At 67.1% G+C, this 17,117-nt stretch carries 14 protein-coding genes; 7 read left to right on the top strand and 7 right to left on the bottom strand.

The annotated features are described in order from the left end of the window. Window positions 1-16 precede the first annotated feature (16 nt). The 3 genes from grpE to dnaJ all read left to right on the top strand — a co-directional run bounded on the left by grpE (window position 17) and on the right by dnaJ (window position 3,914). Window positions 17-532: a nucleotide exchange factor GrpE gene (gene grpE / locus AC5P7S_RS04305; protein ID WP_005416181.1), complete on the top strand. Its 516-nt coding sequence runs from the start codon at window positions 17-19 to the stop codon at window positions 530-532. A gap of 180 nt (window positions 533-712) precedes the next feature. Continuing rightward, complete coding sequence (dnaK, locus tag AC5P7S_RS04300; RefSeq protein WP_005416183.1) at window positions 713-2,635, top strand: molecular chaperone DnaK; 1,923 nt, start codon at window positions 713-715, stop codon at window positions 2,633-2,635. 154 nt (window positions 2,636-2,789) lie between these two features. Continuing rightward, complete coding sequence (gene dnaJ / locus AC5P7S_RS04295) at window positions 2,790-3,914, top strand: molecular chaperone DnaJ (protein ID WP_095377355.1); 1,125 nt, start codon at window positions 2,790-2,792, stop codon at window positions 3,912-3,914. A gap of 122 nt (window positions 3,915-4,036) precedes the next feature. Here the strand turns inward: dnaJ and AC5P7S_RS04290 are convergent, their stop codons facing one another. Continuing rightward, window positions 4,037-4,834 carry an AraC family transcriptional regulator gene (locus AC5P7S_RS04290; protein ID WP_095377354.1) on the bottom strand — a complete coding sequence of 266 codons (798 nt, stop codon included), beginning with the start codon at window positions 4,832-4,834 and terminating at the stop codon, window positions 4,037-4,039. A 72-nt stretch (window positions 4,835-4,906) separates the two neighbouring features. Between AC5P7S_RS04290 and AC5P7S_RS04285 the strand changes: the two genes are divergently transcribed. The 3 genes from AC5P7S_RS04285 to AC5P7S_RS04275 all read left to right on the top strand — a co-directional run bounded on the left by AC5P7S_RS04285 (window position 4,907) and on the right by AC5P7S_RS04275 (window position 8,682). Continuing rightward, window positions 4,907-6,106 (top strand): MFS transporter, encoded by a 1,200-nt coding sequence (locus AC5P7S_RS04285; RefSeq protein WP_005416188.1) that lies wholly within the window; start codon window positions 4,907-4,909, stop codon window positions 6,104-6,106. Window positions 6,107-6,652: 546 nt separating this feature from the next. Further along, the gene (pdxY, locus tag AC5P7S_RS04280) at window positions 6,653-7,561 is read left to right on the top strand and encodes a pyridoxal kinase (RefSeq protein ID WP_095377747.1); all 909 of its coding nucleotides are present in this window, start codon (window positions 6,653-6,655) and stop codon (window positions 7,559-7,561) included. After that, window positions 7,558-8,682: a prephenate dehydrogenase gene (locus AC5P7S_RS04275; RefSeq protein ID WP_095377746.1), complete on the top strand. Its 1,125-nt coding sequence runs from the start codon at window positions 7,558-7,560 to the stop codon at window positions 8,680-8,682. Before pdxY ends, AC5P7S_RS04275 begins: the two co-directional genes overlap by 4 nt. A 259-nt stretch (window positions 8,683-8,941) precedes the next feature. Here the strand turns inward: AC5P7S_RS04275 and AC5P7S_RS04270 are convergent, their stop codons facing one another. The 5 genes from AC5P7S_RS04270 to AC5P7S_RS04250 form a co-directional block, all read right to left on the bottom strand. Continuing rightward, window positions 8,942-9,136: a hypothetical protein gene (locus AC5P7S_RS04270; RefSeq protein WP_095377745.1), complete on the bottom strand. Its 195-nt coding sequence runs from the start codon at window positions 9,134-9,136 to the stop codon at window positions 8,942-8,944. 70 nt (window positions 9,137-9,206) lie between these two features. Beyond that, the gene (locus AC5P7S_RS04265) at window positions 9,207-10,979 is read right to left on the bottom strand and encodes an ABC transporter transmembrane domain-containing protein (protein WP_053500873.1); all 1,773 of its coding nucleotides are present in this window, start codon (window positions 10,977-10,979) and stop codon (window positions 9,207-9,209) included. Continuing rightward, the gene (locus tag AC5P7S_RS04260; RefSeq protein WP_005416193.1) at window positions 10,972-11,568 is read right to left on the bottom strand and encodes an IMPACT family protein; all 597 of its coding nucleotides are present in this window, start codon (window positions 11,566-11,568) and stop codon (window positions 10,972-10,974) included. Before AC5P7S_RS04260 ends, AC5P7S_RS04265 begins: the two co-directional genes overlap by 8 nt. Before the next feature lie 40 nt (window positions 11,569-11,608). Further along, window positions 11,609-12,604: a hypothetical protein gene (locus AC5P7S_RS04255; RefSeq protein WP_095377744.1), complete on the bottom strand. Its 996-nt coding sequence runs from the start codon at window positions 12,602-12,604 to the stop codon at window positions 11,609-11,611. Beyond that, window positions 12,601-13,119: an RNA polymerase sigma factor gene (locus AC5P7S_RS04250; protein ID WP_229298559.1), complete on the bottom strand. Its 519-nt coding sequence runs from the start codon at window positions 13,117-13,119 to the stop codon at window positions 12,601-12,603. Before AC5P7S_RS04250 ends, AC5P7S_RS04255 begins: the two co-directional genes overlap by 4 nt. A gap of 247 nt (window positions 13,120-13,366) precedes the next feature. Here AC5P7S_RS04250 and AC5P7S_RS04245 point away from each other — a divergent pair, with 247 nt between their 5' ends. Further along, entirely contained in the window at window positions 13,367-16,207 is a 2,841-nt protein-coding gene (locus tag AC5P7S_RS04245) for a bifunctional diguanylate cyclase/phosphodiesterase (RefSeq protein WP_095377743.1), read from the top strand. Window positions 16,208-16,226: 19 nt separating this feature from the next. On the opposite strand, the gene AC5P7S_RS04240 is transcribed toward AC5P7S_RS04245, so the two are convergent. Beyond that, window positions 16,227-16,820: an LOG family protein gene (locus AC5P7S_RS04240; protein ID WP_005416197.1), complete on the bottom strand. Its 594-nt coding sequence runs from the start codon at window positions 16,818-16,820 to the stop codon at window positions 16,227-16,229. Window positions 16,821-17,117: the final 297 nt, after the last annotated feature.

Genomic DNA, 17,117 nt, shown 5'->3' with positions numbered 1-17,117 from the left:
CGCCAGGGACCCAGACATGAACCACGAACATCCAGATATCGAATCCCAGCAGAGTGCCGCCGATGCGGCTGCCACCGCCGGCGTCAACGACGAAGTCGAGCGCCTGCGCGCCGAAGTCGAGCAGGTCAAGGCCGATGCGCTGCGTGAGCGCGCCGACCTGGAAAACCAGCGCAAGCGTGTTGCCCGTGACATCGAGCAGGCCCGCAAGTTCGCCAACGAGAAGCTGCTGGGCGAGCTGCTGCCGGTGTTCGACAGCCTGGATGCCGGCCTGAAGGCCGCCGGCGACGACCCGCACCCGCTGCGCGAAGGCCTGGAGCTGACCTACAAGCAGCTGCTGAAGGTCGCCGCCGACAACGGCCTGGCGCTGCTGGATCCGATCGGCCAGCCGTTCAACCCGGAACACCACCAGGCCATCAGCCAGGTGCCGACCCCGGGCGCTGCCCCGGGCAGCGTGGTGACCGTGTTCCAGAAGGGCTACCTGCTCAACGAGCGCCTGCTGCGGCCGGCGCTGGTGGTGGTGGCCGCCGACTGATCCGGCAGGGCCGGGCGGCGGGCAGACCCGTCACCCGACCCGACGCTGAATGCGCCGGATCGTCGGAAACACAGCGTTCGGGAGGTGGCTTGAATGTTCCACGGGCCTCCCCCACATCGTATTCATCCACCGGCCGAACGGCCGGACTGACCCCAACAAGCATCCTCAGGAGTCTCCCCCATGGGCAAGATCATTGGTATCGACCTCGGCACCACCAACTCGTGCGTGGCGATCATGGACGGCGGCAAGGCCCGCGTCATCGAGAATTCGGAAGGCGATCGCACCACCCCGTCGATCGTCGCCTACACCAAGGACGGCGAAGTCCTGGTCGGTGCCTCGGCCAAGCGCCAGGCCGTGACCAACCCGAAGAACACCTTCTATGCGGTGAAGCGCCTGATCGGCCGCAAGTTCACCGATGGCGAGGTGCAGAAGGACATCGCCCACGTCCCGTACAGCATCCTGGCCCATGACAATGGCGATGCCTGGGTCGCCACCAGCGACGGCAAGAAGATGGCCCCGCAGGAAATCTCGGCCAAGGTGCTGGAGAAGATGAAGAAGACCGCCGAGGACTTCCTCGGTGAGAAGGTCACCGAAGCGGTCATTACCGTGCCGGCCTACTTCAACGACAGCCAGCGCCAGGCGACCAAGGACGCCGGGCGCATCGCCGGCCTGGACGTCAAGCGCATCATCAACGAGCCGACCGCGGCTGCGCTGGCCTACGGCCTGGACAAGGGCGACAACAAGGATCGCAAGATCGTGGTGTACGACCTGGGCGGCGGCACCTTCGACGTCTCGGTGATCGAGATCGCCAATGTCGACGGCGAGAAGCAGTTCGAAGTGCTGGCCACCAACGGCGACACCTTCCTGGGTGGCGAAGACTTCGACAACCGCGTCATCGAGTACCTGGTTGAAGAATTCAACAAGGACCAGGGCATCGACCTGCGCAAGGATCCGCTGGCCCTGCAGCGCCTGAAGGATGCTGCCGAGCGCGCCAAGATCGAGCTGTCCAGCGCCCAGCAGACCGAAGTGAACCTGCCGTACGTCACCGCTGACGCGTCGGGTCCGAAGCACCTGAACATCAAGCTGACCCGCGCCAAGCTGGAAGCACTGGTGGACGACCTGATCAAGAAGTCGATCGAGCCGTGCCGCGTCGCCCTGAACGATGCCGGCCTGCGTTCGAGCGACATCAGCGAAGTGATCCTGGTCGGCGGCCAGACCCGCATGCCGAAGGTGCAGCAGGCGGTGACCGAGTTCTTCGGCAAGGAACCGCGCAAGGACGTCAACCCGGACGAAGCCGTGGCACTGGGTGCGGCGATCCAGGGCGGCGTGCTGGGCGGCGACGTCAAGGACGTGCTGCTGCTGGACGTGACCCCGCTGTCGCTGGGTATCGAAACCATGGGTGGCGTGTTCACCAAGATCATCGAGAAGAACACCACCATCCCGACCAAGGCCTCGCAGGTGTTCTCCACCGCCGAGGACAACCAGTCGGCCGTGACCGTGCACGTGCTGCAGGGTGAGCGCGAACAGGCCCGCTTCAACAAGTCGCTGGCCAAGTTCGACCTGTCCGGCATCGAGCCGGCCCCGCGCGGCCTGCCGCAGGTGGAAGTGTCCTTCGACATCGACGCCAACGGCATCCTGCACGTGTCGGCCAAGGACAAGAAGACCAACAAGGAACAGAAGGTCGAGATCAAGGCTGGTTCGGGCCTGTCCGAGGAGGAGATCGCGCGCATGGTCGCCGACGCGGAAGCCAACCGCGAAGAAGACAAGAAGTTCCAGGAACTGGTGCAGGCCCGCAACCAGGCCGACGCCCTGATCCACGGCACCCGCAGCGCCATCACCGAGCACGGCAGCAAGGTCGGCGGCGATGTCATCGGCAAGGTCGAGGCGGCGCTGGCTGACCTGGAAACCGCGATGAAGGGCGACGACAAGGCACAGATCGAAGCCAAGTCGAAGGCACTGGAAGAAGCTGGCCAGTCGCTGTTCGCCGCTGCTTCGGCCGACCAGGGCGGTGCCCCGGGTGCCGACGCCGGCAATGCCGGCAAGGCGCAGGACGACGTGGTCGACGCTGAGTTCACCGAAGTCAAGGACGACAAGAAGTCCTGATCCGGACCGACGCGGGACGCTGGCCACCAGCGTCCCGTTGTCGCATCAGGGTCCTGACCGCCTACCGGCGTGTCGGGGCGCCCGACGCAAGAGCGGACCTGGTTCCGCTCTTCCGCTTTGACGAATCCCGACGTTCCGGAACCCGATTCACGATATGAGCAAGCGCGATTACTACGAAGTGCTGGGCGTTGCCCGCACCGCCACCGACGACGAGCTGAAGAAGGCCTACCGTCGCTGCGCGATGAAGTTCCACCCGGACCGCAACCCGGGCGATACGGCGGCCGAAGCCTCCTTCAAGGAGTGCAAGGAAGCCTACGAAGTACTGTCCGACGGCAACAAGCGCCGCATGTACGACAGCCACGGCCACGCCGCGTTCGAGCATGGCATGGGTGGTGGTGGTCCGGGCGGCCCGGACATGAACGATATCTTCGGCGATATCTTCGGCAACATTTTTGGCGGTGGCGGCGGTGGTCCGCGCCAGGCCCGTCGCGGCGCCGACATCGGCTACGTGATGGAACTGGACCTGGAAGAGGCCGTGCGCGGCGTCGAGCGCCGCATCGAGATCCCGACCCTGGCCGAATGCGGCGACTGCGATGGCAGTGGCTCCGAAGACGGCAAGGTCGAGACCTGCAACGTGTGCCATGGCCGTGGTCAGGTGCGCATCCAGCGCGGCATCTTCGCCATGCAGCAGGCCTGCCACAACTGCGGCGGCCGTGGCCAGATCATCGCCAAGCCCTGCAAGACCTGCCACGGCAACGGCCGTGTCGAGGAAGACAAGGTGCTGTCGGTGAAGGTGCCGGCCGGCGTCGACACCGGCGACCGCATCCGCCTGCAGGGCGAGGGCGAGGCCGGCCCGGCCGGCACGCCGCCGGGTGATCTGTACGTGGAAGTGCGCGTGCGCGAGCATGCCATCTTCCAGCGCGATGGCGATGATCTGCACTGCGAGGTGCCGATCCGCATCTCGCAGGCGGCGCTGGGCGACACCGTGCGCGTGGCCACCCTCGGCGGCGAAGCGGAGATCCGCATCCCGGCCGAGACCCAGACCGGCAAGCTGTTCCGCCTGCGCGGCAAGGGCGTGCGTTCGGTGCGCAGCCGCAGCGAAGGCGACCTGTACTGCCGCGTGGTGGTGGAGACGCCGGTGAACCTCACCAACGAGCAGCGCAAGCTGCTGGAACAGTTCGAAGCCACCTTCGTCGGCGAGGAAGCGCGCAAGCATTCGCCGAAATCGGCCACTTTCATCGACGGCGTGAAGGGCTTCTGGGACCGGATGACGTCCTGAGTTCTTCAACGGAAGCGTTGAGCGGAAGCGCCGGGCCATGCCCGGCGTTCTCGTTTGCGATCTGCGATGGTTTCCGCCGGGCATGCGCCGCGATGGTGGATCCACGCCATGCGTGGACGGCGTTACCGGAAAAACGCCGCAGGTGTCTGCCCCAGCTGGCGCTTGAACATGCTGGTGAACGCGCTGGGGCTGTCGTAGCCCGTCGCCAGCGCGACATCGATGACCTTGTCGCCGATCGCCAACCGCTCCATCGCGGCCAGCAGCCTTGCCTGCTGCCGCCACTGCCCGAAGGTCATGCCCAGCTCGGTGGCGAAGCGCCGCTGGATGGTTTTCACGTCCACCTCCAGCGCCTGCGCCCAGTCCTGCAGCGTGGCGTCATCGCCGGGGTGCTTCTGCAGGTGCTGGCAGATCCGCTGCAGGCGCGGGTCGCTTGGCGCAGGCAGGTGCAACGGCAGCACGTCCATGCGGTGCAGCTCGTCCAGCAGCAGGCGGACCACGCGGCCATCGCGGCTGTCCGCGATGTGCTCGCCCTTGACCAGCGTGGCGGCCTGCAGCAGCTCGCGCAGCAGGGGCGAGACCTGCACCGCGAACGGCTCGGCTGGCAGGTGCAAGGCGAACGACGGATCGATGTACAGGCTGCGCATGTGCACGGCAGCGATGCAGTCCACCGCGTGCACCATGCCGGCCGGCATCCAGATCGCGCGGTTCGATGGGACCACCCAGCGCCCGACTTCCGACCGCACCACCATCAGGCCGGAGATGGCGTAGACGAGCTGGTGGCGCTGGTGCTTGTGACCAGGGATGTGGGTACCTACGGGGTACTGGGTGACCCGATAGGTGACCGGGCGATGCAGTGGAACCTCCCGCCAGGGCGCGACCGGATCGACGTCACTGGCAATGTCCTTTTTGCGATAGGGCATGACCTGAACGCGGCAGAAGGGAGAGAGGGGCAACCGTAGCATGCGTGGCTCGCCCCCAACCTGACTGCGTCCATGTCCACCCTGGCTTCTCCCGCAACGACCTCACGCCCGGCGGCTCCCGGCGTGCTGGCCGCCATTTCCACCTCGCACGTCGTCAACGACATGATGCAGTCGCTGATCCTGGCCATCTATCCGGTGATCAAGGGCGGCTTCAATCTCAGCTTCACCCAGATCGGCCTGATCACGCTGACCTACCAGCTCACTGCGTCGATCTTCCAGCCGTTGATCGGTGTAGCCACCGACCGCCGCCCGGCACCGTATTCGCTACCGATCGGCATGGCCTCGACCTTGTGCGGCATGCTGCTGCTCGGCTTCGCGCCGAACTACGCGATGGTGCTGCTGGCAGCGGCAATGGTCGGCATCGGCTCGGCGATCTTCCATCCGGAGGCCTCGCGCATCGCGCGGCTCGCCTCGGGCGGCCGTCATGGCTTCGCACAGTCGGTGTTCCAGGTGGGGGGCAATTTCGGTACCGCGTTGGGCCCGCTGATTGCGGCGGCAGTGATCGTGCCGTACGGCCAGCATGCCGCGTCGTGGTTCGCAGGCGCGGCCCTGATCGGCATCGCATTGCTGACCTATGTTGGCCGCTGGTACGCGTTGCATCTGGGCACGCCGCGCCCGGCCAGTACCGCCTCGATGGCGCCGCGCCATCCACCACGCACGGTGGCCAAGGTGCTGGCGATCCTGCTGGTGCTGATCTTCAGCAAGTACTTCTACATGGCCAGCATCGGCAGCTACTTCACCTTCTACCTGATCCATCATTTCGGCATTCCGGTGGCGCAGGCGCAGCTGCACCTGTTCGCGTTCCTGGTGGCGTCCGCCGCTGGCGGCTTCCTCGGCGGCCCGTTGGGTGACCGGATCGGCCGCAAGCCGATCATCTGGACCTCGATCCTCGGCGTGGCGCCGTTCGCGCTGATGCTGCCGCATGCCGACCTGTTGTGGACGACGGTGCTGGCGGTGCTGATCGGCTTCGTGCTGTCTTCGGCGTTCTCGGCGATCGTGGTCTATGCGCAGGAGATGATGCCGCACCGCATCGGCATGGTGTCCGGCCTGTTCTTCGGTTTCGCGTTCGGTATGGGCGGGCTGGGTGCCGCCGTGCTCGGCCTGCTGGCGGACAGAACCAGCATCGAGTACGTCTACCAGCTGACCGCGTTCCTGCCGTTGCTGGGCATCGTGGCGGCGTGGTTGCCGCCGTCGCGGCCTGCTGCTCACTGAGGGGGTTTGGTTTGCAGGGCTTGCAGCCCTGCACCCGCAGAGGCAACGGCAACAGCCGAAGCGCGCTATCCGTGGGGTGGCGGGGTGGGTCCGGTGGCGGGGGCCGCTGCAAGTACGTCCATGTAAGCTCGGTCGCCGCATCCATGCGGCTCACGCCCCCGCCACCGGACCCACCCCGCCTTCGACGGTTTTCCGCGATCTGTTGGAACAGCGTCCGGCACTGGTAGGTGTCGACCTTGGTCGACACGGTAGACCCATGCCATGCGTGGATGAATTCATTCGATATCTGACAGATGTGTCGACCAAGGTCGACACCTACCAACAGCCGCATGAACCTGTCGAAGGCGGGGCACTGTGGGTTTGCGGGGTGTGAGCCGCATGGATGCGGCGACCAAGCCCCCATGGACGGGTTTACGGCGTCCCCGCAAACCCACAGTGCCCCGCCATCCCACGGAATGCCGCTCTGGCTTTGGCTCTTGCCGTTGCATTGAGCAGGTGCAGGGCTGCAAGCCCTGCCGAACACTCCACCGGGCGTAGAATGCGGCCATGAGCGAATCCCTTGATAACCACCTGGTCCACGGCCGCCGCCAGCGGCCGGATGGCCCGTCGCCGATCGATGTCATCTCGGTCCAGTCGCAGCTTGTCTACGGCCACGCCGGCAACAGTGCCGCCGTACCGCCGATGCGCGCGCTGGGCGTGCGCGTGGCGGAAATCCCGACCGTGCTGCTGAGCAATGCGCCTTTCTACGACACCACGCGTGGCCGCGTGCTGCCCGCTGACTGGTTCGCCGACCTGCTGCTGGGCAGCCACGAGCGTGGCCTGCCACAACGGGCGAAGATGCTGGTCTCCGGCTACTTCGGCAGCACCGCCAACGGCGCCGCCTTCGCCGACTGGCTGGACGGGATCCTGCCGGCCTGCCCGCAGCTGCGCTATTGCCTGGACCCGGTGATTGGCGATACGCACACCGGCCCCTACGTGGAACCCGGGCTGGAAGCGATCTTCGCCGAGCGCCTGTTGCCGCATGCCTGGCTGGTGACGCCGAACGCTTTCGAACTGAATCGCCTGACCGGCATGCCGGCGCTGGCCGAGGCCGATGCCATCGCCGCCGCGCGCACGCTGCTGGATCGCGGCCCGCATTGGGTGATCGCGCACAGCGTGGGCGGCACCCCGGGTGAACTGGTGACCCTGGCCGTCGGCCGCGAGGAAACCTGGCGCTGGACCTCGCCGCTGCTGCCGGTGGACGTGGCGGGTACCGGCGATGTGCTGATGTCGCTGGTGGTGTCGTTCCTGCTGCGCGGCGAATCGATGCAGCAGGCGATTTCGCGTGCGATTGCCGGCACCCATGCGGCGCTGGAGGCGACCCTGGACAACGGCTTCGAGGAATTCGACGTGGTCGCCGCCGCGCCGGCGGCGCTGGCCGAAGGCACGCGCTTCCGCGCCGAACGCGTTGCATGAGCGGCCTGGACCCACGCACGCCGCGCACGGTCGGCATCATCGGCAGCGCTGGCGCCTACGGGCGCTGGCTGACCCGCTTCTTCCAGCAGCACCTGCAGTTGCAGGTGATCGGCCACGATCCGGCCGACCCAGGTTCGCACACGCCGGAACACCTGCTGGCGCAGGCCGATGTGCTGGTGTTCTCGGCACCGATCCGGCACACCCCGGCGTTGATCGCCGAGTACGTGCGGCAATCGGCGGGCCGCGAGCAGGGCAGGCTGTGGCTGGATGTGACCTCGGTAAAGGAGGCGCCGGTGCAGGCGATGCTGGCGTCGCGGGCCGAAGTGGTCGGCCTGCACCCGATGACCGCGCCGCCGAAGGCGCCGACCCTGAAGGGCAGAGTGATGGTGGTCTGCGAAGCGCGGCTGCAGCTTTGGCAGGCGTGGGTCGATACGCTGTGCGCCGCGCTGCAGGCCGAGTGCGTGCGGGCCACGCCGCAGCACCACGACCAGATGATGGCGCTGGTGCAGGCGATGGTGCATGCCACCCATCTGGCCCAGGCCGGCGTGTTGCGCCAGTACCAGCCGCAGCTGGGCGATCTGGCTGCGATGATGCCGTACCGTTCGGCATCGTTCGAGCTGGATACGGCGATCATTTCGCGCATCCTGTCGCTCAATCCGGCGATCTACGAAGACATCCAGTTCGGCAACCCGTACGTGGCGCCGATGCTGGAGCGGCTGGTAGGCCAGCTGCAGGCATTGCAGGCGCAGGTCGTGCAGGGTGACGACGGTGCACGTGGTGCATTCCGCGAGCAACTGCTGTCGGCCAATCGCACTGCCTTCGGCGAGCAGGCGCTGGCGGACGGCAACTACACGTTCGAACGCGTGGGCTATCTGCTGGCTGACCTGACCGAGCGCAACGCGCTGTCAGTACACCTGCCGGAAGATCGGCCCGGCTCGCTGCGCGAGCTGCTGAACGTGTTCGAGCAGCATCGCATCAGCCTGGCCTCGATCCATTCCTCACGTACGCCTGGTGGCGAAGTGCACTTCCGCATCGGGTTCATCGCCGGCAGTGATCCGGCAGCGATCACCCGGGCGGCTGCGGAAGTGGACGCCAGCGGCATCGGGCGGGTGCTCGGCTGACCACATTCATCCACAGGCGGTGTGGATGGATCCTGAGCAAACGTGTGGATAACCTCGCTCAGCCCTTGCAGGCAAAGGCTGTCAAGATGCCTGGCGAAAAATTGGCCACGCTTTTCTGTAGGGGCGAACCATGCTCGGGCGCTTTTGGCCAAAAGCGTGTCGATCAAGGTCGAAACCTGCCAGAGCGGAGGATGGAGATCCGGTAGCGCGAGCGCGGAGCAGCACGAATGCGGTAGCGCCGGGCCATGCCCGGCGAACCTCAAATCGTCAACCGCAGTTCACCACCACTGGTGGTGAACTCACGCCCATTGCGCACCAGCTGGCGCCCGTCATCCAGCTCATAGCGCGGCGTGGCTTCGGAGTGGTGCCCGCCGCCGTTCGCCTCGGGCTTGAATTCGATGATGATGTGGCTTTCGCCATTACTGTCCACGGCGGGGAACTGACGGAACGACATCGCGTACCTCCTTCAGCGGATGCTGCGGGTGCGCGGCCAGCTTGGTCTTGCCGATGTTAGCCGGCCGTCATCAATCGATGAACTGCAGTCGTGCCAGTTCAGCGTACAGTCCGCCTTCGGCCAGCAGCTGCGCATGGGTACCTTCGGCGACGATACGGCCCTGGTCCATCACCACGATGCGGTCGGCCTTGAGCACGGTGGCCAGGCGGTGGGCGATGACCAGCGTGGTGCGACCGGCCATCAGCCGCTCAAGTGCCTGCTGCACGCCATGCTCGCTCTGCGCATCCAGTGCGCTGGTGGCCTCATCGAGCAGCAGGATCGGCGCATCCTTCAGCAACGCGCGGGCGATCGCCACGCGCTGCTGCTGGCCACCGGACAGGCGTGCGCCGCGCTCGCCCAGTTCACTGTCGTAGCCTTGCGGCAATGCCCGCAGGAAGCCATCGGCCTCTGCTGCACGTGCGGCGTCCTCGACCTCGGCGTCGCTGGCCTGCAGCCTGCCGTAGCGGATGTTGTCGCGTGCACTGGCTGCGAACAGCGTCGGCTGCTGCGGTACCAGTGCCAGCTGCGCGCGCAGCTCGGCCGGATCGACCTGGCGCACGTCGATGCCATCCACGCAGATGCGGCCGCTGGCCGGATCGTGGAAGCGCAGCAGCATCGACAGCACCGTGCTCTTGCCTGCGCCCGACGGGCCGACCAGGGCCACGGTCTCACCCGGGCGGACATGCAGGTTGAAGTGGTCCAGCGCGGCCTGGTCCGGGCGCTGCGGGTAGTGGAACACCACGTCGTCGAACTGGATTTCGCCGCGTAGCGGTTGCGGCAGTGCGTGCGGCTGCGCCGGCGCACGGATCTCGATGTCTTCCTGCAGCAGCTCGCCGATACGGCCCATGCCACCGGCCGCACGCTGCAGCTCGTTCCACACTTCGGCCAGGGCGCCCACCGAGCCGCCGCCGATCAGCGCGTACAACACGAACTGGCCCAGCGTGCCGGCACTGAGGCGGCCGTCGATGACATCGTGCGCGCCCAGCCACAGCACGCCAACGATGGCGCCAAACACCAACAGGATGGCACTGGCGGTAACCAGCGATTGCGCACCGATGCGCCGGCGTGCGGCACCGATGGCATCGCCCAGCGCCTTGTCAAAGCGCCCGCGCTCATAGGGCTCGCGCGCATGCGCCTGCACCGTGCGCACGGCGCCCAGCGTCTCGCTGGCCAGGCTGTTGGCATCGGCGATGCGGTCCTGGCTGCTGCGCGCAACCGTACGCAGCTTGCGCGCGCCGACGATGATCGGCAGCACCGCCAGCGGGATGCCGAGCAGTGACCACGCGGCCAGCCGCGGGCTGGTGACGAACAGCATCGCCAGGCTGCCGACCACGGTGACGCTGCTGCGCAGGGCGACCGACATGGTCGAGCCGACCACGCTGCGCAGCAGTTCGCTGTCGGCGGTCAGGCGCGAGACCAGTTCGCCGCTGCGGCTGCGGTCGTGGAAACCGGCGCCGAGCTGGATCAGGTGTGCATACAGGCGGCTGCGCAGGTCGGCGACGACCTTCTCGCCCAGCAGCGACACGAAGAAGAACCGTGCGGCCGTCGCCAGTGCCAGCACCACCGCCACCAGCATCAGCAGGGCGAAGGCACGGTTGATCTGGCCACCGCTGGTGAAGCCGTGGTCGATCATCTGCTTCACGGCGGGGGGCAGGCTCAGCGTGGCGGCCGAAGAGACCGCCAGGGCAAGCAGCCAGGCGGTGAACAACCCGCTGTGGCGGCGCACGAACGGCCACAACGTCCGCAGGCTGCCAAGGCGGCGCAGCGGCGGGGTCGAGGCAGGGGCGTCGTCCTTGTCAGTCATCCTGGTTGTCGTCTTGTATGCGGATACGGTCACGGGTGGCGTCGCGCAGGCGGATTTTCAATGCATCGACCTGATCGGCCGGCAATTCGGCCCGCAGGCACACGCCGTTGGCATCGAACTGTTCATCGAGTTTCCCGGCGCCGAAGGCGGGCAGGGTGGCGTGCAGGATGCCCAGGTCCTCGAAGCCGGCCAGCAGCTGCAGCCGGGCCATCGCCACCAGGGGCAGGCGGGGGGCGGTGCGCAGGCACTCGGCGGCAGCGCCACCGTAGGCGCGCACCAGTCCACCGGCGCCCAGCTTGATGCCGCCGAACCAGCGCGTCACCACCACCATCACACGGTCGAAACCCTGGCCATCGATTGCCGCCAGGATCGGTCGTCCGGCCGTTCCAGCGGGCTCGCCATCATCGCTGGAGCGGTAGTCCTGGCCGTACCGGTAGGCCCAGCAGTTGTGGGTCGCGTCGGCTGCTGCAACCTGCTGCAGGATCGCCATGGCCGCTGCGGCGCTGTCGATCGGCGCAGCATGGGCGATGAAACGACTGTGTTTGACTTCCAGCGTGTGGCTGACAGGCTGGGCGAGGGTATCGAGCATTCCCGTCATTCTACGGGGTCGCCGGAGGTCACGTTCTGCTTCAGTCGTCCAGCAACGGGCGCAGGTCGCGCGGCAGGCGGGCTTCCGGATACTGCTGCACGTAGCGCTCCAGGCTGGCGCGGGCCAGATCGCGCTGGCCGTCGTCGCGTCGCGCGCGGATCTTCTGCAGCCACTGCCGGCGCGGCAGTCGCGCGTCGGCGTCCACCTCGGCCTGCACGGCATCCGCGCTCAGGCCCGCGTCGCTGCCGCGGCGCATGATGCCCGGTGCGGAACGGCTGGGCGCCTCACGCTTCATCGAGGTGATCTCCACCCGATCCAGCGCCTGCGTCCGCTCGGCCTCGGCGGCATTGGTTGCCGGTGCCGCGGCCGTGCGTGCTTTCATTGCCCCGGACGCTGCTGGCGCGAATGCCGGTGCGGGTGCGGGTGCCGAGTAGGCGGCCGGTGCAGGTGGCGCTGGCGGTGCTGCAGCCGGAGCGGGCGGGAGCGCCGCAAAGGAGGTGTCGGCGGCCGCATCCGCGGCCATGGACCGTGCAGCCTGGGCCGGCACTTCAGCGGTCTTGGCCGGCGCAGGCTTGTGCGCACGCGCGATGGCCGGTGCCGGGGCAGCGGAAACAGGGGCGGACTCGGGTGCTGCCGGAGCAGCGGCTGGTTCCGCAACCGCCACTGCGCTGTCGGCTGAACCACTTCCAGCGGCCTGATCGGCAGCCGCGACGTCTTCTGCCGCAGCCGGTGCTGCGGCAACAGCAGTCTCGCCCGCCGGAACCGGTGGCGGTTCAGGACGCAGCTGCCAGGCGATGCCAATGGCGAACACCATCGAAGCGGCGATGCCGAACACCGCTGGCCAGCGCGGGCCTGTGCGCTGCTTGCGCGGCGCCGCGGGAGAGGCAGCAACATCGGTACCCGGAGCGTCAACCGCGGCACGCGCCGCGGCCAGGATGGCGGCGTCCAGTGCGGCCGGTGGTGCCTGCTCGGCGCGACGGCCGAGCAGCCGGGCCAGCTCGCGTTCTTCCGGCGTCAGCGGTTCGTCTCGGTTCATGCGTTCAATCCCGCACGCAGCTTGTCCATCGCATAGCGCAGCCGCGATTTCACGGTTTCCCGGCCTACGCCGGTGATCTGGCCGATCTCCTCCAGGCTCAGTTCCTGATCCAGCCGCAGTTGCAGCACTTCGCGCTGCTCGGGCGGCAATTGCTCCATCGCCAGCTGGATGCGGCGACGTTGTTCGAATTCGGAAAGTTCGGCTTCCGGGGTCTGCCCGTCCTCGATCGCGGCCAGGCGCAGATCGGCGTCGGCCGGCGCGGCAGGGCGATGGCGGGCGGCGCGCCAATGGTCGTTCAGGCGGTTGTGGGCGATGCGGAACAGCCAGGTGCTGAACGCTGCTTCGGGCTGCCACCCGGCACGGGCGCTGATCACCCGCTGCCAGACGTCCTGGAAGATCTCCTCGGCCAGCGCGTTGTCGCGCAGTTGGCGCAGCAGGAAACCGAACAGTCGCTTGCGATGGCGCGCATACAGGCTTTCGAACGCGTGCAGGTCGCCGCCGGCCCAGGCCAGCATCAAGGCTTCATCGGTTGGCAGTGCGCTGGCTTCCACGGCGTACAGGGTAAGGCCTGCAGGCGATGGCGCATAGCCGGTGGCAGGGGCGGGCAGGGCGAGGGTCATGGCTCGGAAGAGGCTGCGGACGGCAGGAAAAACGTACGGGCGCACGATTCGGGGTTTACGGGCTTCCATTGCCCCCCGGGTGGCGCGCTATGCTCGTCGGCTCAGGGGAGGCGACGCATCGACGGCGCCAAGAGATTGTCATTTGTCCACGCATGCTGAACCGGCGAAAGAGCCACCACACGAGGCCGTGCTGAGCACGGCGCTGGTGCGCGCGTTGCATGCGCTTTTGCCGGAAACGGCCTTGGTCCGCGTCGGCTGGGACGACCCGCAGCTCGGGCGTGGTCAGGGCGGATGGCCGGCCGACGGGGCGGCAGGCGCGTTCACTGCGCCGGGCATCGGCGAGGGCTCCCATGGCTGGGAACATGACGGTGCACGCCTGCAGTTGTCGGTGGAAGGCGCCGTGCCTTCCGCGGCGTGGTGGGGGCTGGCCCGTCAGGCCATGGAACTGGCACTGCAGCGTGGCCGCCAGGCCGGGCAGATCAAGGCGCTGGAAGAAGCTGAACGGTTGCAGCAGGCGCTGTTCCAGATCGCCGATCTGGCCGGCGCCGATCTGGAAATGTCGGAGATGCTGCGTCACGTGCACGGCGTGCTCGGCACGCTGATGTATGCCGAGAACTGCTACATCGTTGAATACGATGATGTGCGTGACCAGATCCGCTTCCTGTACTTCGCCGACCAGGTCGACGATTTCGTCGCCGACCCGACGCAGAGCCATGACGCCGCCGAGATGCCGCGCAGCTTGACCGTCGCGCTGCTGCGCCATGGCAAGCCGCTCAGCGGACCCTCGCGCGAACTGCTGGCGCGCGTGGTCGAGCAGGAGCACGACCCGCAGCGTGGCCCCGAAAGCCTGGACTGGCTGGGTGTGCCGATGCTGCGCGATGGCCGGGTATGCGGCGCGATCGTGGTGCAGAGCTATGAGCTGGCGGCCCGTTATGGCGAGGCCGAGCGGGCGTTGCTGGGCTTTGTCGCGCAGCACGTGCAGACTGCGATGGATCGGCGCCAGGCGCAGGTCCGGCTGGAGCAACAGGTGGAGCGGCGTACGCTGGAACTGCAGCGCGCCAACCACAGCCTGCAGGATGAAGTGGCGGAGCGCCGGCGCGCCGAGCAACTGCAGACCGCGCTGTACAACATTGCCGAAATGGCGATGTCGGCCGACAGCCTGGCCCAGTTCTACGGGCAGGTGCATGGCGTGGTCGGGCGCCTGCTCGATGCGCGCAACTTCTATATCGCGCTGGTGAACGGAAGCGGCAACGGCCTGGACTTCGTCTATTCGGTGGACGAGCACAATGCCAGCCGTGCACCTCGTCCGTTCAGTCGCGGCCTGACCGAATACGTGGTGCGCAACCGGCGGCCCCTGCTGGCCTCACGCGCCCAGATCGATGCGCTGCTGGCCAGTGGCGAGGTGCGTGAATCCGGCGCGCGCTCGCATTGCTGGCTGGGCGTGCCGCTGCTGCGCGATGACGAGGTGGTCGGTGCGATCGTGGTGCAGAGCTACAGCGAGAACAGTACGTTCAGCGTGCACGATCAGCGGCTGTTGACGTTCGTTGCGCAGAACATCGGAACCGGGTTGGCGCGCCAGCGCGACCAGCAACGGCTGCGTTTGGCGCATGCCGAACTGGAAAAGCGCGTGGAGGAACGCACGCGTGAGCTGGCCGAGGTCAACGAGAAGTTGCTCGGCCAGATCGGCGAGCGCCTGCGGGCCGAGCAACGCCTGACCCATCAGGCCATGCATGATGCGCTGACCGGCCTGCCCAACCGGCTGCACCTGCTCGATCGCCTGCAGGATGCGCTGGCGCTGGCCAAGCGCGAGGGTGGGCCGGTGTTCGCCGTGCTGTTCCTCGACCTGGATCGCTTCAAGCTGGTCAACGACAGCATCGGCCACGCCGCGGGTGACCGCATGCTGGTGGAGGTGGCCAAGCGCATCGTATCGATGGCCGGTGCCGATGATGTGGTGGCACGGCTGGGCGGTGATGAATTCGCGGTACTGCTGCAATGCCCGCAGGGCCTGGCACAGGCACTGGATTTCGGCCAGCGCCTGCTGCTGGCACTGCAGGAGTCGATGTGGATCGCCGGCCGCGAACTGTTCCCGTCCGGCAGCCTGGGCATCGCGCTGTGGAATCCGCGCTACCGTACCGGCGAGGAGCTGCTGCGTGATGCGGACGCGGCGATGTACCGGGCCAAGGCGCAGGGCCATGACCGCTGCGCGATCTTCGACGAGGACATGCGTGAACAGGCCATGCGCAGCCTCGACCTGGAAGCCGATCTGCGGCGCGCGATCAACAACCGTGATTTCGTTCCGTTCTTCCAGCCGATCGTGCGCCTGTCCGATGGCGAAGTGGTGGGACATGAGGCATTGCTCCGCTGGCAGCACGAGCGTCGTGGCCTGCTGTTGCCCGGCGCGTTCCTGGAGCTGGGAGAGGAAAGCGGCCTGATCGAACAGGTCGACTGGCTGATCTACGAGCAGGTCATCGCGCGCCTGGCCGAAGGTGGGCAGAGCTATGTCTCGGTGAACGTTTCGCCGCGCCATTTCCGCTCGGCCGAGTTCAGCGAACGCCTATTCGGCCTGCTCGACGCGTGTGGCGCCGATCCGCGCCGGCTGCGGCTGGAGATTACCGAGGTCGCGCTGCTGGACGATGCGCCGCACACGCTGCGCATCCTGCAGGGCCTGCGCGAGCGTGGCATCCAGGTGCAGCTGGACGACTTTGGTACCGGCTTCTCTGCGCTGTCCTACCTGCACCGATTCCCGATCAGTACATTGAAGATCGACCAGAGTTTCATCGCCGGCCTGCACGGGCCGGAAGTGCAGAGCACGCGCGCGCTGGTCGAAGGCGTGCTGTCACTGGCCCGCACCCTGGGCATCGAAACCATTGGCGAAGGCATCGAGACCGAGGCGCAGCGGCAGACACTGCGCGAACTCGGTTGCGACTATGGCCAGGGATACCTGCTGGGCCGTCCCGCACCGTGGGCACGGACGCTGGCGTGAGCCACCGCGACGGTTCGCTTCAGCGCAGAGCCGAGCGACGTTTCTCGTCGATCCACTTCGAGGCCTGGGCCGGCTGGTAGTTCTGCATCCACACCAGCATTTCCTCGATGTCCGAGCCGTACCAGAGGTCCTGGCGCTGGTCCGGATGCAGGAAACGCTCTTCCACCATGCGGTCGATCATGCCGATCAGCGGCGCGTAGAAACCTTCCACATCGAGGAACGCGCACGGCTTGTTGCCGATGCCCAGCTGGCGCCAGGTCAGCATCTCGAAGATCTCTTCCATGGTGCCGAAGCCACCGGGCAGGGCAACGAAGCCATCGGCGAGGTCGAACATGCGCGACTTGCGCTCATGCATCGAGCCGACGATCTCCAGTTCGGTCAGGCCGCGGTGGGCCACTTCCCAGTCGGCCAGCTGGCGCGGGATCACGCCGGTCACCTCGCCGCCAGCGGCGAGCACGGCGTTGGCCACGGTACCCATCAGGCCAACGTTGCCGCCGCCATACACCAGGCGCAGGCCATCGCGGGCAATGCGGTCGCCCAGTGCAATGGCGCGTTCGGTATAGGCCGGCTTGCTGCCAGCGTTGGAACCACAGTACACACAGATCGATTTCATGGATCTTCCTGTCTCTTGGCCGGAAACGAAAACGCCCCGTCGCCGACCGCAGGGCGGTCAGAGACGGGGTGTCAGTGGATTATGAGGCCTTGACAGGCCTTCTGTAGCGCCGAGCCGCGCCGCGTTTAACCGGCGGTGCCATTGCACCACCTCGCATCGCAATGCGCGCGGAGCCCTCCGTTCCGGGGGATGGTTCCGGGCTCGGCTGCCCTTCGTTCAGATCACGGCAAAGGCGTCAGCCAAGCAAGGCGATGCCGGTCGTCCTGACCATCACCCTTCGGGCCGTCGCCAGCGACG

Source organism: Stenotrophomonas sp. YJH_SMC_32 (assembly GCF_059369975.1).
The sequence above is the reverse complement of the archived record's forward strand: the minus strand, read 5'-3'. Positions and strand labels throughout refer to the sequence as shown.

Bases quoted from the DNA above. Each gene is read 5' to 3' on its own strand.
- grpE (WP_005416181.1), top strand. From the start codon at position 17: ATGAACCACGAACATCCAGATATCGAATCCCAGCAGAGTGCCGCCGAT.
- dnaK (WP_005416183.1), top strand. From the start codon at position 713: ATGGGCAAGATCATTGGTATCGACCTCGGCACCACCAACTCGTGCGTG.
- dnaJ (WP_095377355.1), top strand. From the start codon at position 2,790: ATGAGCAAGCGCGATTACTACGAAGTGCTGGGCGTTGCCCGCACCGCC.
- AC5P7S_RS04290 (WP_095377354.1), bottom strand. From the start codon at position 4,834: ATGCCCTATCGCAAAAAGGACATTGCCAGTGACGTCGATCCGGTCGCG.
- AC5P7S_RS04285 (WP_005416188.1), top strand. From the start codon at position 4,907: ATGTCCACCCTGGCTTCTCCCGCAACGACCTCACGCCCGGCGGCTCCC.
- pdxY (WP_095377747.1), top strand. From the start codon at position 6,653: ATGAGCGAATCCCTTGATAACCACCTGGTCCACGGCCGCCGCCAGCGG.
- AC5P7S_RS04275 (WP_095377746.1), top strand. From the start codon at position 7,558: ATGAGCGGCCTGGACCCACGCACGCCGCGCACGGTCGGCATCATCGGC.
- AC5P7S_RS04270 (WP_095377745.1), bottom strand. From the start codon at position 9,136: ATGTCGTTCCGTCAGTTCCCCGCCGTGGACAGTAATGGCGAAAGCCAC.
- AC5P7S_RS04265 (WP_053500873.1), bottom strand. From the start codon at position 10,979: ATGACTGACAAGGACGACGCCCCTGCCTCGACCCCGCCGCTGCGCCGC.
- AC5P7S_RS04260 (WP_005416193.1), bottom strand. From the start codon at position 11,568: ATGCTCGATACCCTCGCCCAGCCTGTCAGCCACACGCTGGAAGTCAAA.
- AC5P7S_RS04255 (WP_095377744.1), bottom strand. From the start codon at position 12,604: ATGAACCGAGACGAACCGCTGACGCCGGAAGAACGCGAGCTGGCCCGG.
- AC5P7S_RS04250 (WP_229298559.1), bottom strand. From the start codon at position 13,119: ATGCTGGCCTGGGCCGGCGGCGACCTGCACGCGTTCGAAAGCCTGTAT.
- AC5P7S_RS04240 (WP_005416197.1), bottom strand. From the start codon at position 16,820: ATGAAATCGATCTGTGTGTACTGTGGTTCCAACGCTGGCAGCAAGCCG.